The organism is Filomicrobium insigne (genome assembly GCF_900104305.1).
Lineage (GTDB): Bacteria > Pseudomonadota > Alphaproteobacteria > Rhizobiales > Hyphomicrobiaceae > Filomicrobium > Filomicrobium insigne.
Map to the genome: position 1 here is coordinate 20,061 of NZ_FNJC01000002.1, position 13,247 is coordinate 33,307.

Annotated in this window: 9 protein-coding genes; 6 read left to right on the forward strand and 3 right to left on the reverse strand. The window is 55.6% G+C overall.

Annotation, left to right across the window (positions count from 1 at the left end; genetic code table 11):
- The first annotated feature begins 10 nt into the window (after nucleotides 1–10).
- The 6 genes from BLS30_RS06110 to BLS30_RS06135 all read left to right on the forward strand — a co-directional run bounded on the left by BLS30_RS06110 (nucleotide 11) and on the right by BLS30_RS06135 (nucleotide 7,880).
- Complete coding sequence (locus BLS30_RS06110) at nucleotides 11–541, forward strand: SRPBCC family protein (RefSeq protein ID WP_046476079.1); 531 nt, start codon at nucleotides 11–13, stop codon at nucleotides 539–541.
- A gap of 16 nt (nucleotides 542–557) precedes the next feature.
- The gene (locus BLS30_RS06115) at nucleotides 558–881 is read left to right on the forward strand and encodes an MmcQ/YjbR family DNA-binding protein (RefSeq protein WP_046476077.1); all 324 of its coding nucleotides are present in this window, start codon (nucleotides 558–560) and stop codon (nucleotides 879–881) included.
- Between the two features lie 246 nt (nucleotides 882–1,127).
- The gene (locus BLS30_RS06120) at nucleotides 1,128–3,440 is read left to right on the forward strand and encodes an ABC transporter substrate-binding protein (RefSeq protein ID WP_090227489.1); all 2,313 of its coding nucleotides are present in this window, start codon (nucleotides 1,128–1,130) and stop codon (nucleotides 3,438–3,440) included.
- A 236-nt stretch (nucleotides 3,441–3,676) separates the two neighbouring features.
- Nucleotides 3,677–5,149 (forward strand): methyl-accepting chemotaxis protein, encoded by a 1,473-nt coding sequence (locus BLS30_RS06125; RefSeq protein WP_090227492.1) that lies wholly within the window; start codon nucleotides 3,677–3,679, stop codon nucleotides 5,147–5,149.
- A gap of 374 nt (nucleotides 5,150–5,523) precedes the next feature.
- The gene (gene nhaA, locus BLS30_RS06130; RefSeq protein ID WP_090227494.1) at nucleotides 5,524–7,383 is read left to right on the forward strand and encodes a Na+/H+ antiporter NhaA; all 1,860 of its coding nucleotides are present in this window, start codon (nucleotides 5,524–5,526) and stop codon (nucleotides 7,381–7,383) included.
- Nucleotides 7,380–7,880 (forward strand): GNAT family N-acetyltransferase, encoded by a 501-nt coding sequence (locus tag BLS30_RS06135; RefSeq protein ID WP_170832422.1) that lies wholly within the window; start codon nucleotides 7,380–7,382, stop codon nucleotides 7,878–7,880. Before nhaA ends, BLS30_RS06135 begins: the two co-directional genes overlap by 4 nt.
- A gap of 28 nt (nucleotides 7,881–7,908) precedes the next feature.
- On the opposite strand, the gene BLS30_RS06140 is transcribed toward BLS30_RS06135, so the two are convergent.
- From BLS30_RS06140 to BLS30_RS06150, 3 genes are read right to left on the reverse strand one after another with little or no spacing between them, the layout of a single operon-like run.
- Nucleotides 7,909–8,664, reverse strand: coding sequence for a class I SAM-dependent methyltransferase (locus BLS30_RS06140; RefSeq protein ID WP_170832423.1), 756 nt, complete (start codon nucleotides 8,662–8,664; stop codon nucleotides 7,909–7,911).
- Nucleotides 8,665–8,717: 53 nt separating this feature from the next.
- Nucleotides 8,718–11,789 (reverse strand): efflux RND transporter permease subunit, encoded by a 3,072-nt coding sequence (locus BLS30_RS06145; RefSeq protein ID WP_046476062.1) that lies wholly within the window; start codon nucleotides 11,787–11,789, stop codon nucleotides 8,718–8,720.
- Nucleotides 11,789–12,946, reverse strand: a complete 1,158-nt coding sequence (locus BLS30_RS06150) for an efflux RND transporter periplasmic adaptor subunit (RefSeq protein ID WP_090227499.1) — start codon at nucleotides 12,944–12,946, stop codon at nucleotides 11,789–11,791. The genes BLS30_RS06145 and BLS30_RS06150 overlap by 1 nt, the downstream gene beginning before the upstream one ends.
- Nucleotides 12,947–13,247 lie beyond the last annotated feature (301 nt).

The following is a 13,247-nucleotide window of genomic DNA, read 5'->3' on the forward strand; positions in this document are numbered from 1 at the left end:
GGAAACAAAGATGTTGAAAAAAATCGCGATCGCCCTCGCAGCTGTCATCCTCGTGCCGATCGCGACGATCCTTCTCATCGCCATGAGCAAGCCAAACACATTTTACGTGGAGCGTTCGGCACGCATTCAGGCTACGCCGGAAAAGATCTTTCCCATGATCAATAATCTACAGCGCTTCACCACGTGGTCACCGTTCGAAATCAAAGACATGCAGCGGACGTTCAGCGGCCCCGAAAGTGGTGAAGGGGCCACTTATGATTGGGAAGGCGAAGAAGCTGGAAAAGGCCGTTTAGAAATCACTGAATCGTCTCCGCCAGACAAAGTCGTGATGAGCCTGAGCTTTGTCAGACCTTTCGAAACACGGAACGAAGTTGAATTCACATTGAAGCCTGAAGGCGACGCGACCCTCGTAACCTGGAGCATGCGCGGACCAATGGTTCTGGCCTCAAAGGTCGTTAGCGTGTTCATCGACATAAACGAGATGATTGGCAACGACTATGAAAGAGGTCTACAGAACCTGAAAAAGCTCTCTGAGACCTGACACCGGAGCATGGATCATGGCGAAAGCGGAAGATGTGCACCGGATCGCACTAGCGCTGGAAGGAACCACCGCGTCCCCCCATTTTGACCGCACGGCATTCAAGGTTTTCCGAAACTACGCAACGCTTGCCGCCGATGGGCTCACGATAAATCTCAAATTTACACCCGACGAACAGGAGCTCACCTGCTTGGTTCATCACGAAGCGTTTAGCCCAGTCCCCAACGCGTGGGGACAACAAGGCTGGACCACAGCAAACCTGGCGAGACTTTCCGAGGCAGAACTAAGCGAAGCGTTGCAAAAAGCCTGGCGGCACGCCGTGACCAAAAAACCGCGTCGATAATGGCCTGCCCCAGCCCCAGCGGAGGCCTCCGCTGCTCAAAGGACGCCATTACGGTCTTTGGTTCAAAAACGGTGCAACCTTGCCACGATGCCATCATACCGTGGCAGAGCTCTCAACAGACCGCTTTTGATACTTAGGCCGTTGGAGTAATAAATCGGACGTCCATGACTTGCCGTCTCAAGCGGCCAGAGCTGCTCCACGGGAACCGGAAGCAGTCCTCACCGTGGGCACGCTGGGGGGATATATATGTACGCGTCGGACCAGTCTAAAACGGCGAGCCAAATATGTCTGGGACGCGTCGGAAGTCTACTGCCCCTAGCCCTCTTCATACTGATCGTTATTGCGCTCTTCGTCCTTTTAGCGTCCGGCACCGCCAGGGCACAGGACGAAGCTCAGGCCGCGGCAGGCCCACCTTACAATATCGCCCTCTTTACCAGCACCCGAACTGAAGAGTGCTATAGCCGTGGCTACGTCGAAGCCATTCGCAAACTCACAGGCGAGGAACAGGTCAGGATCAACGCCTACGGCGGCATTCGCGGCCGGCCCGTCTCACTCCATTTCTTCGATGACTTCCTCGAAGAGACGAAAACCATCAGCAATATGCGCTCCGCCCTCGCACTGCCAAACCTCTTGGCGGTAATCGGTCTTTCCAGCTCGACGCGGGGTAAAGCTTTGTTCGAAGCTATGTCTCCGGAACTTCGCGCAAGTAATGTGCCGTTTCTAACCGACGTATCAGTGAACGGCATCTTCAAAGACCTGCCTAATGTGTTCTCCACTCGCCCGTCACAGGAGGAAGAACGCGCCCCCATCGTTACACACTTCCTCGCGCAAATGGGCTTTCAGCGTGTGGCCTTCGTCGTGAGAGATGACGCCGTCTATAACAAGGCCTTGGTTGATGCCGTCTCCTCCGCACTCGGTCCGGATCGAATTACGGCAGACCACCGCGTACTCCTGAAAGGCGACACACTCGATCCCAGCGATCTGGAGGCGATCGCAGAGGATCTCAAAGTCAAACAACCAGACTTGATCCTGGTCGCCGTCGGATCCGCGCAGACGGAACCGCTGATCAATAAAATCCGCGACGCGGGTGTCACGCCCGCGATTTTCATGATCGGCAGCTTGGACCGGCTGTCCAGCGCAACGCGCGATACCTACCCCAACGCGATGTATGAGCTTGCATCTGACGACCTTCCCGAGGTCTACAACGAGCGCATGCGCCGCGTCGCAACCCAAGCCGCTCCAGGTGCCTGGATTTTTGAAGGTCAGAAAAATCCCACCGCGCCGGGATGGGCTGACGGGTCCTGCAAAGAAGAGGCCGAAAGAAGTTTCCGAGATCCCTTCGAACATGCAAACCTCCGCGCCATAAACAGCGGAAGCAAGTTCGCCGACATGGTCGCGCTCGTTTCTTCGGCCGCGCGCGCGGCCGGGCCAGACGCAGACCTCCCCACCCGACATTTATCGATCGTCCGCGCATTAACGACGACGTACGCAACCGGTCGCGGCGCATATCGCGGACGCTTCCAAAATTGGTCTTTCGACCCGCAAACGCGCGTGGCTTCACGTCCGCCACTCATCCTGATTTTGCCGCAAGGCCTCGGGCGCAAACAGTTGGCCCCGGTTCAGTTCGTGCGCGTCAGAAACGGTGAATTTCGCCGGATTGAAACGTTCTACGTCGATGTAGACATGATCCGCGCACACCGCGTCGACGAAAACGAGAGGTCATTCTTCGCCGAATTCTACCTGTCGATGCACGCAACCGACACCGCATCCATAGACAAAATTGACTTCACGAATGCGTATCTCGACCCGCGTACGAACGGCCGCCAGATCACCATCGAGGAACTGCATGGCGGCGGAAGCAGCGATGCGTTCCCCGCAACGATGAAAGTCTACAAAGTCAACGGGCGTTTCCTGTTCCAGCCAGACCTCGAAACCTATCCGTTTGATACCCAGCGCTTTGCGATCGAAATCCAGCCCAAAAGCGATGATGCACAATTCATCGTCCAACCGCCGCCCCTGGATCTACGCGATCACACCGTCGCATCGGATGATTGGAACGTCGAAGACCAATATGTCGGAATTGACGAAGACTACGTTCCGATCGTGAACGCATACACGCACGAGCCCAGCGCCGTACCGTTCTACAAAGCCAGCTACGTTTGGATGATGAAGCGCGAGGTGACCGATTATTTCCTGAGGGTTGTCGTACCCTTGGCGTTTATTCTTATAGTCGCTTACGTCTCCATCTTCATTCCACAATCACACTTCGAAGCAATCATTACGATCCAGGTGACAGCTCTACTTTCCGCCGTCGCGCTGTATCTGTCGCTTCCGCAATTGGATTCAGACACAGCCACGCTTTCGGATCGCATATTCCTTTTCGATTACATGCTCGTCAGCCTGATGATCGTGATTTCAATCATGAGAATAAACAACCGGGTCGCAAGCAGGCGTTGGCTTTCACGAAGTCTCGAATTCATTCACATCGGCGCAATACCCGCACTGGTAGTAGGCATCGCATACTATGTGCACACCATGACATCGGTCCCACCCGCCTAGCCTTACGAAGGTTGACGGATAAGCCTAAGAAAAAGTTCGTCGTCACAATCACCCATAAAATGGCGCAAATAGCATAGAGTTTTGCATGCCACCATTCATAGTGGCATAGACGGCACCTTCCGTCGTCGAAGGGAATTTTTCCCAATTCGCAACTACAGCATTAAGGCTCGCTTAACAATCGCGTCAATATATTACAACCTACGCGTGATTGAGCTTTCAGCGAACGGATCGTCCAAATGTCATTCTCAAAGTCCGGCGAGTTGCTCGCAAAACTTCAAGCTTTGGACAAATCTCAAGCGGTCATTGAGTTCGACTTGAACGGAACAATCCTGACGGCCAACGAAAATTTTCTTCACACCGTCGGATATACGCTCCAAGAAATTCAAGGAAAACACCACAGTATTTTTGTTTCCGATAAAGACCGAACGGGTGCCGAGTATAGAAATTTCTGGCAGGGCCTAAATCGCGGCAAATTCCAATCTGGAGAATTCAAACGCATCGGCAAAAGCGGAAAAGAAATCTGGATCCAGGCCACCTACAATCCGCTCCTCGACTCCAGCAAAAGACCCTACAAAATTGTGAAGTTCTGCTCCGACGTAACGGAACGCAAACTTAAGGCAGCCGACCAGGACGGCCAGATCGCCGCGATAAACAAATCCAACGCCGTCATCCATTTCAATCTGGACGGTACAATCATCACAGCCAACCCCAACTTCCTTGCAACGACCGGCTACGCCCTCGACGAAATCACAGGGCAGCATCACCGGATGTTCGTAACGGATGCCGATCGCAACAGCCCGGCTTACCGGCAATTCTGGGAAACGCTGAACCGCGGCGAGTTCCAAGGCGGCGAATACAAGCGCATCGGTAAAAACGGCAAAGAGATCTGGCTGCAGGCCACGTACAATCCAATTTTCGACCCCTCGGGCAAGCCCTACAAGGTCGTAAAATTTTGCACGGACATCTCCAAACAGGTCGCCCTCAAAGCAGCGATCAAGCAAACAATCGATGTCGACCTCGGAACGGTTACGAACGCAATTCAAGCCACCAACGTTGAGGTGGAGAGTGCGGCCACCTCGTCAAACCAAACCTCAGCCAACGTGCAGGCTGTCGCGTCCGCCGCCGAGGAACTCGTGTGCTCGGTTATGGAAATCGGCCGCCGCGTGGATGACGCTGCCAAGATCACACAAAAAGCGGTCGAGCTTGGAAGCCGCACCAATCAGATTGTCGGGGGACTCGCGGGGTCAGCTGATCGCATCGGGCAGGTTGTTAGCCTCATCAACTCCATCGCGGGGCAAACGAACCTGCTTGCATTGAATGCCACAATCGAGGCGGCCCGTGCCGGGGAAGCAGGTAAGGGCTTTGCCGTAGTCGCAAGCGAAGTCAAAGCGCTGGCCAACCAAACAGCAAAAGCGACCGCCGAAATTGAAAACCAAATTGATACCGTACAGTCCGGCACCGCCGAGGCCGTAAAGGCGATCAAAGACATCACCGACGTGATTAATTCAATCAGCGACATCTCCTCGGACATCGCAGCAGCGATCGAACAGCAAGGCGCTGTGACTCAAGAGATCTCGTCCAACATGACAACAGCGGCCGCCGGGGTTCAGATCATTACCGACAACATGGGAAAAATCCTGGAAGTCACGCGAGAAGCTAATCAGTCTGCACACAAGGTTTTGGACGCGTCGAAAGCGCTTGTTGCCTGACCCTCCCGGGGCGTTCCCAAAAACGCCTCCAACGATAATCCCCCCCACCCACCTTATGGCAGGACGGCTAGGGCCGCCCTGCCTTTTTTGGTGCGGGCGAGCATCAGCTGAATGAAATTTAAGCTCGGTACCTATCTTAGAGCGTTAACTCCTATTTAAAACCAGCCTCCTGGATGTCTCAACCTAAGCATGCTGACGAACCGCTCCATCTAATCTCAAGTCTCTCCCTCATAGGTGACAACAAGATCACCCATCAGATCGTGACAGCGCGAACGATGCGGCCTAATAAAATTTGTGGGCCGTCCACGCGGTTCAGCAATCTGACCCAAGTGCCAACCTGAATGATGTTTCCGACTTCGCAATGAGGACGACGCATGGCCACAGGAACGCGCAATCGGCTAAACCGCTCTGTCGATGCCCGTTACGACCATGTATTGGGACCTCCGGGAGCACCAATTACCCTCGTCGAGTATGGCAGCTACGCCTGCCCGCACTGCCGCGCAGCGAACGATCGCATCGCAAATGTGCGCGATGATCTCGGAGACCGTCTCCGCTACGTTTTCCGACACAAGCCAATTCCAGACAACGATCTAGCCCGTCGCGCAGCGGAATTAGTTGAGCGCACAACCGACCCAATCCGCTTCTGGGACGCGCACATGGAATTGATGTCGCGCTCCAAAACGCTGACAGAAGAAGACCTGGTCGTCGTCGCCGAGAAACTGGATCTCGAACATCAGACACCCGAAGACAGTGAACGCTCCGAACTCCGCGCGAAAAAGCGCGTCGATGCCGACATTAATAGCGCCCAGGCAAGCGGCGTTCTCTTTACACCAACATTTTTCATAAATGGTCGTCGCTACGATGGCGCCTGGGACGAAAGCTCGTTCTCCGATGCCATGTTTGGCCGGCTCGGGCACAAGGTCGCGGCCGCAGCCGTTGATTTCGTGAGCTGGGGCCCCTCAGCTGGCCTGCTACTCCTACTCGCGACCGTGTTAGCGGTGTTTCTGACCAACTCCGAAATGGGGCCGGAATTCCTCAGCCTCTGGCAACAAAAACTCACGCTGAGTTTAGGCGGCGCAAGCTTTGGAATGTCGCTGCTTCACTGGATCAACGACGGCCTTTTGACCATCTTCTTCCTGGTTGTCGGCCTGGAAATAAAACGGGAATTCACCGTCGGACACCTCGCAGGACGCAAGTCTGCAGCCCTGCCCATAGCCGCCGCACTCGGCGGAATGATTATGCCGGCTCTAATTTATGCGCTCTTTGTCCCGTCCGGCCCGTGGGTACACGGATGGGGCGTACCCATCGCGACGGACACCGCGTTCGCCGTCGCGCTCATATTCATGATGGGGCAGCGCGTACCGATTGAACTGCGCATTTTTCTGACCGCCGCCGCCATCGTCGACGATATCGCCGCGATCGTTGTCGTCGCCGTGTTCTATTCTGGCGAACTGTCCTTCGAATATATGGCCGCCGCGAGCGTGCTGACGGGCGGTCTGGCGTTGTTAAGCTGGGCCCGTATCTACCGCGTGTTCCCCTATATGATCATCGGACTTGGCCTCTGGATCTGCGTCCTCGCAAGTGGACTACATCCAACACTGGCTGGAGTCGTACTCGCGCTGTTCATTCCGACGCGCCCACCACCTAATCTCAAGGCCCTGATGGCTCAGGCAGATTCGATCATGGCAAACGAGGCGCAACGCAATAAAGAAGCCCTGCGCCACGGCCCTTCGACAATGGCTATGCGTACATTGGAAGCCATTCACGACCGTTTGGAATCTCCGGCGGACCGTCTCTTGCGGCACGCTGGCATGCGATCCAGCTATCTGGTGCTTCCAATTTTCGCGCTAGCTAACGCAGGAGTTCCCCTGTCGATGAACGTGATCACAGGCCATGAAACGCTGATGCTGGCGATAATATCGGGCCTTGTGATCGGTAAACCCGTCGGCATGCTATCGGCCGCAGCTCTTGCCGTATGTGCCGGACTTGCAGTGAAGCCCGCAGCCTATTCCTGGCGCCAGCTTGCGGGTGCCGGTGCCCTCGCAGGCATTGGTTTCACCATGTCGCTATTCATCGCCGGCCAGGCATTTCCCGTTCAAGCCGATTTCGCAGCAGCAAAGATTGCGGTGTTCGCAGCATCTATTCTAGCCGCAACGATTGGTGTGGCACTACTCATAACGGCACCAAAACCAGACATCGAAGAAGTGGATGTCAGTACTGCGGTGAAGTCGTGAACGGGAAGCCTCCGCACGCGAAAGATCAATTGCTCTTGATCCGCCGCTGTCAGGAAAAGGATCTCGGCGCGACTGCGCAGATATTCTTTGACGCGGTCCATTTCGGCACGCGCGATCATTACAACGATGCCCAACGCCAAGCCTGGGCCCCGACCGTTCCTGAGCCGTCGGGTTGGCACCAACGCCTGACATCTCAGACGACACTGGTGGCCGAACAAGAAGATCAGATCGTCGGTTTCATGTCGCTATCACGCGAGGGATGTATTGACTTGGCCTTCGTCACTCCGGATCGCATGGGCTCAGGCATAACGAGCAAGCTGTACGAAGCCATTCTCATTGAGGCCGCGGACCACGGCCTGACAAAGCTCTGGACCGAAGCGAGTTATCTCTCCCGCAGCTTCTTCTTGCGTCAGGGCTGGCAGGTCATCGAACCGCAGACGGTGACCCGCAACGGCATCGCGCTAACAAACTTCGTCATGGAAAAGGACCTGAGATAACGGGAACTGCGAACCCAATCGGGCCCCACTATTCTGGTATGCGAGCTTCAAACGTGATGCTTCGCACGTCACTCTTGGGCATCGAACCAAATTGGTAGTCGCCGGAAATCACGATCTCTGTGAAACCGGCCTCACACAAAGCCAATTCAAACTCAACAATTCCCCACCAACGCAAGCTGAACAGATCCAACTCAACGGAAACGAGCTGTCCACTGCGCCAGTGCTCGTAACGAAGCTGCGAAACAGTTGTCTGGCGAACGAAATCCGTTTCGGCGCGGGATTCCTGCAACGTCAAAACATCATCGCCGACTTGCCAATGCCGCACGCGGGCCCCAGGCGTTACAAAACTCGAGATGGGATCAAGATCAACGATCAGCCGTCCGCCGGGAGAGAGTGCTCTCTGAAACCGGCATAACACAGAGCGCGCAACCGTCGCCTCGGTGATCAATTGAAATGATCCAGCCGGAATAATGATGGCCTCAAATTTCCGGTCATACTCGAAGCTTTCAAAGCTCTGCACGCTTAACGAAGGCTTCAGGCCACGGGCCGCACATTCCTTGCGGCAGAAGTCCAACATATCTGCCGAGGTGTCAAAGCCAACAACATCACATCCCGACTCGATAAGAGGAATGATCGCACGCCCATTCCCGACTGCCGGTTCGAGGATCGGCCCTTCGCAACCAGCCAGCCGCTCACGATAAAACTCGATATCTCCGAAGGAATGCCCGATGGGTTTATCAACGTGATAGACCCATGCAGCGAGCGTCCCGTAACGATTACTCATGCTCGGATGTCTCAAATGATGATGGCCGGCTGTCTGCATCGCGCAGATGGTCTTCACTCACCAGGAACGGCAACGTGGTCGTCGTGCGCTGCGGGCACCTCCACATGGCGACGCCCCATCAAGCTGTAAACGGTCGGGACCACAAACAGCGTTAGGATCGTTCCCAACGTCATACCACCCACGATGACAAAACCGATCTGCTGACGGCTTTCCGCACCGGCGCCCGTGGCCATCGCTAGCGGCAACGCACCGAGCACCATGGCACCGGTCGTCATAAGGATGGGCCGTAACCGCAGCACCGCAGCCTCGATCACAGCGGAACGCCGGTCAAGTCCTGCCATCTGCCTCTGGTTAGCAAACTCAACGATCAAGATGCCGTGCTTCGTAATCAATCCCACAAGGGTGACGAGGCCAATCTGCGAGTAGACGTTGAGCGTGCCGCCACCAAGCCACAACATACCCAGCGCTCCGGTCATCGACAGCGGCACCGTCATCATGATCATAACCGGATCGCGAAAACTCTCGAACTGAGCGGACAAGACTAAATAAATGAATCCAAGAGCCAACAAGAAGACGAGCGCAAGGCTCTGGCCGGCCGAACGGAATTCACGGCTCTCACCATTCACATCCGTCTGCACATTGGCAGGCAAGATCTCACGAGCCGTTTTTTCCAGGAATGCAAGACCGTCACCGAGCGCATATCCCGGGGCAAGGTTCGCCGAAATTGTAACGGCCCGAAGCTGATTGAACCGCTTCAACTCTTTGGGAGCCACAGCCTCTTTCACGCTGACCACGTTGGAGAGTTGTATCATCTGACCTGTAGGAGACCGGAGGAAGATTGTATTGAGCGCATCGGGAGAAGATCTGTCGGACGCCGCGAGCTGCAGATAGACGTCATACTGCTCGCCGTTCATCTCGAAACGTGTCACCTCGCGTCCGCCCAACAAGGTCTCCAGGGTCCGCCCGACAACGTTCACGTCAATGCCAAGATCGTTGATTTTGGCGCGGTCCACTTCAAGCCGGAACTCAGGTGTGTTGAGCTTGAGATCGGTATCAACGCTCTCAAGACCCGGATACTTCTCGATGCGAGAGAGCATCTGATTGACGTACTCGTCAAGCTGCTCGTACGTCCCCGAAGTTTGGATGACAAACTCCACCGGCCGGGCAGATCCGCGCTGACCGAACGATCCGGGATCCTGCACAAACGCCCTCACGCCGGGGATTGCACGCACGCCAGGCGCAATCTGCTTGCTCATTTCCTGCTGCGTACGTTCCCGCTCGCTCCAATCCGACAGGCGCCCGATCGCAAGGAAGCCCGTCACCTCAGGCGTGCCATTGATCACCAACCGTGATTGGACCTCGGGCAAAGTCTTGAAGATATCATCAACTTCACTGGAATAGCGGGCTGTGTATGCGAGTGTCGCACCTTCTGGCCCAACACCGCGAACACGAATTGAACCTCGATCTTCGACCGGGGCGAGTTCGGACTTCAGCGATAAGAAGAAGACCCCGGCCATGCCCGCAACCCCGACGGCAATCAGCAGCACCAGCGGCCGCACATTGAGCGACGCCGAAAGAACCCTCCGATAACCGGCCTCAAAAGCAACAAGACCACGCTCCAACGCCGCCGAAATGCGCCCTGGCTTGGCCTCATGTCGTAGCAGTTTCGAGCACATCATCGGCGTAAGCGTCAGCGCAACAAAACCGGAAACCAGCACCGCGCCTGCGAGCGTAAGTGCGAATTCGAGGAACAGCTTGCCCGTCTTACCCGGCGCAAATGCCACGGGCGCATATACGGCTGCAAGCGTCAACGTCATCGCAACCACGGCGAAACCAATTTCCTGGGTGCCCTTGATTGCAGCCGCGACAGGCTTCATGCCACTTTCTATATGGCGGTAGATGTTTTCCAGCACGACGATTGCATCATCGACCACCAGCCCAATCGCCAACACCATAGCCAGCAACGTCAACGTATTGATACTGAACCCCAGCGCGAACATCAGCGTGAAGGTCGCAATCAACGAAATTGGAATGGTTACGATTGGGATGATCGAAGCCCGCGCCGACCTCAGGAAGAAAACGACCACCACAACAACAAGCGCGATGGCTTCGCCAATCGTCATGTAAACGGCCTTGATGGAGCGGTCGATGAACACCGCATCATCATTGCCAATGTCCGCCGTCATCCCGTTAGGCAAAGACCGATTCATTTCAGGCAACACGCCACGTACAGCTTGCGAGACATCGAGTGGATTGGCTACGGCCTGTTTGATAATACCGACCACGATGGCAGGTTCGCCATTGTAGCGCCCGTCGCGCCGCTCATCTTCAGCACCGAGCGCAATGCGGGCAACTTCGCGCATCTTGACTTGATGGCCCTCGGTCCGCTTGATCACGATGTCGCCGAACTGATCCGGCGTCACGAGCCCCGTGCGCGACAGGACGGAGAATTCCCGATCCTGACTTTCAATCCGCCCCGAAGGAAGCTCAACATTCTGCGCGCGAAGCGCGGCTTCAAGATCTTGCACCGTGAGGTCAAACGCAGCCAAACGTTCGCGATCGATCCAGATACGCATCGCATATCGTCGTTCGCCGAAAATAACGACGTCAGCCACACCGTTGAGATTTTTCAGTCTGTCGACAATAAAACGGTCGACATAGTCAGTAATTTGCAACGCCGACATCTGCGGACTCGTGAAGACGAGGTACATGACCGAACGTGCGTCCGCCTCGACCTTCGAGATCGTCGGCTCCTCGATTTCATCCGGCAAACGTCGCCGAACGCGGCTAACACGATCGCGAACATCACTGGCCGCAACGTCTTGATCGACATCAGAACGGAACCGGACCGTGATACGGCTCGATTCAGACCGGCTTGTAGACTCCAAAACGTCGATTCCGGAAATTCCAGCAATCGAGCCTTCTAAGATCTGCGTCACCTGAGTTTCGATAATCGTCGCAGATGCGCCAGGATATGTCGTCGAAACCGAAACCACGGGCTCATCGACGTTCGGATACTCGCGAACGGTCAGTCGGCCGTAGGACACGATGCCGAGAAGGATGAGCACGAGGCTCATCACTGTCGAAAAAACCGGCCGTTGAATAAAAAACGCGAAGGTGCCCATCAGCTGCCCTGGCGAAGAGTGGTCTTAGGCTGAAGCGGGATAGATCCACGCGTCTCGACCACTTTCACTGAGGCACCGTTCTTGACCTTTTGCTGCCCCGCCGTCACGACGGTAGCTCCGCTGGCAAGCCCCTCGAGAATTTGCACCTCAGCGTTGGCGCGGTCCCCCAATTTGACTTTGGCCTCGACCACCTTGCCATCGTCGATCCGGTAGACGTAGTTCTCGCCAGCCCGCGGCACCACAGCACTTTCCGGAACCACGACCACCTGTCGCTCGATTCGTCCCTTCACGATGATTCGTACGAACAGACCAGGCCGAAGCTCACCATCACCGTTTGGAACAAGAGCACGGATCGTCAATGACCGCCCATTGACGTCAACCATTGGGTCAATCGCGTAAATCTTACCTTGGAAGCCCCTTCCAGGCAGCGCATCAACGCGAAGGTCGACCGTCTGGCCTGTACTGATTTCAGCGAGATAAATCTCCGGCAAGCTGAAGTCGACCTTAAGTTGATCGATCTTCTCAAGGTTCACCACGGTCGTCCCTGCCGTAATGAAGGCACCTGGTGACACCTGCCGTATCCCAACAATCCCATCAAACGGCGCGCGCACTGTATGTTTGTCGAGCCGGACTTTCATAAGGTCTACGGCAGCACCGGAAGTCCGCAGATTGGCCTTGGCTTCGTCCTGCGCCTTTTCAGTGACGTTACCGGTTTTAGAGAGAGCTTTCGCACGCTCGTTATTAGCCTGAGCCAAAACATAGCGTGCCTCTGCGTCCGCTAATTCGGCCTGCGCCAATGCGTCATCGAGCTTCATGAGAATGTCGCCCTGCTTGACGGCCTGTCCTTCGGCAAAGCCGACAGTAACGACCCGTCCAGCAATCTCGGGTGCAATTTTTACAGATTCATCAGATCGTAGCGTTCCGATCGCCCGCAGATCGCGCGTTCGAGATATCGTGCGAGATTGACCACTTTCGACAGTGATCGCTGAACGTATCGCACCTGTGGCAGAAGCCGCTTTGGCTTCGCTATCCTTGGTCTCAGCCTTGATCGCGGCCCAGATCTCGGGTGGGACCTTCACGATGTTCTGAGACACGGCCACATAGGCAGCTCCACCCGCAATCAGGAGCGCTGTAGACCATAGCCAGAATTTTCGCATCGACGAAGACCCTCCTCAGCGGCCAGAGGCACGGGTTCAGCCGCCAATATAGCACATGCCGAAGAACGGATGCGCCAATATGTTTGGTGAACGTGGAACGTAAGCGACGCCCCGTTTCCGTCGCTCGATTTCATCTTTTTCCTTACACCCCGGTCAAATTCAGTAGCCCCAATCCACTTGTCCTACCAACCCGGGATAACGCGTCCACGTCGAACACCAACAGCCATGTTGCTGTCCCGCCACGCCCTGACACGTTTCGATTTTCTGCCTCGAAACCTGCCGACGACGGAATTTGTTAACG

Bases quoted from the DNA above. Each gene is read 5' to 3' on its own strand.
- BLS30_RS06110 (WP_046476079.1), top strand. From the start codon at position 11: ATGTTGAAAAAAATCGCGATCGCCCTCGCAGCTGTCATCCTCGTGCCG.
- BLS30_RS06115 (WP_046476077.1), top strand. From the start codon at position 558: ATGGCGAAAGCGGAAGATGTGCACCGGATCGCACTAGCGCTGGAAGGA.
- BLS30_RS06120 (WP_090227489.1), top strand. From the start codon at position 1,128: ATGTACGCGTCGGACCAGTCTAAAACGGCGAGCCAAATATGTCTGGGA.
- BLS30_RS06125 (WP_090227492.1), top strand. From the start codon at position 3,677: ATGTCATTCTCAAAGTCCGGCGAGTTGCTCGCAAAACTTCAAGCTTTG.
- nhaA (WP_090227494.1), top strand. From the start codon at position 5,524: ATGGCCACAGGAACGCGCAATCGGCTAAACCGCTCTGTCGATGCCCGT.
- BLS30_RS06140 (WP_170832423.1), bottom strand. From the start codon at position 8,664: ATGAGTAATCGTTACGGGACGCTCGCTGCATGGGTCTATCACGTTGAT.
- BLS30_RS06145 (WP_046476062.1), bottom strand. From the start codon at position 11,789: ATGGGCACCTTCGCGTTTTTTATTCAACGGCCGGTTTTTTCGACAGTG.
- BLS30_RS06150 (WP_090227499.1), bottom strand. From the start codon at position 12,946: ATGCGAAAATTCTGGCTATGGTCTACAGCGCTCCTGATTGCGGGTGGA.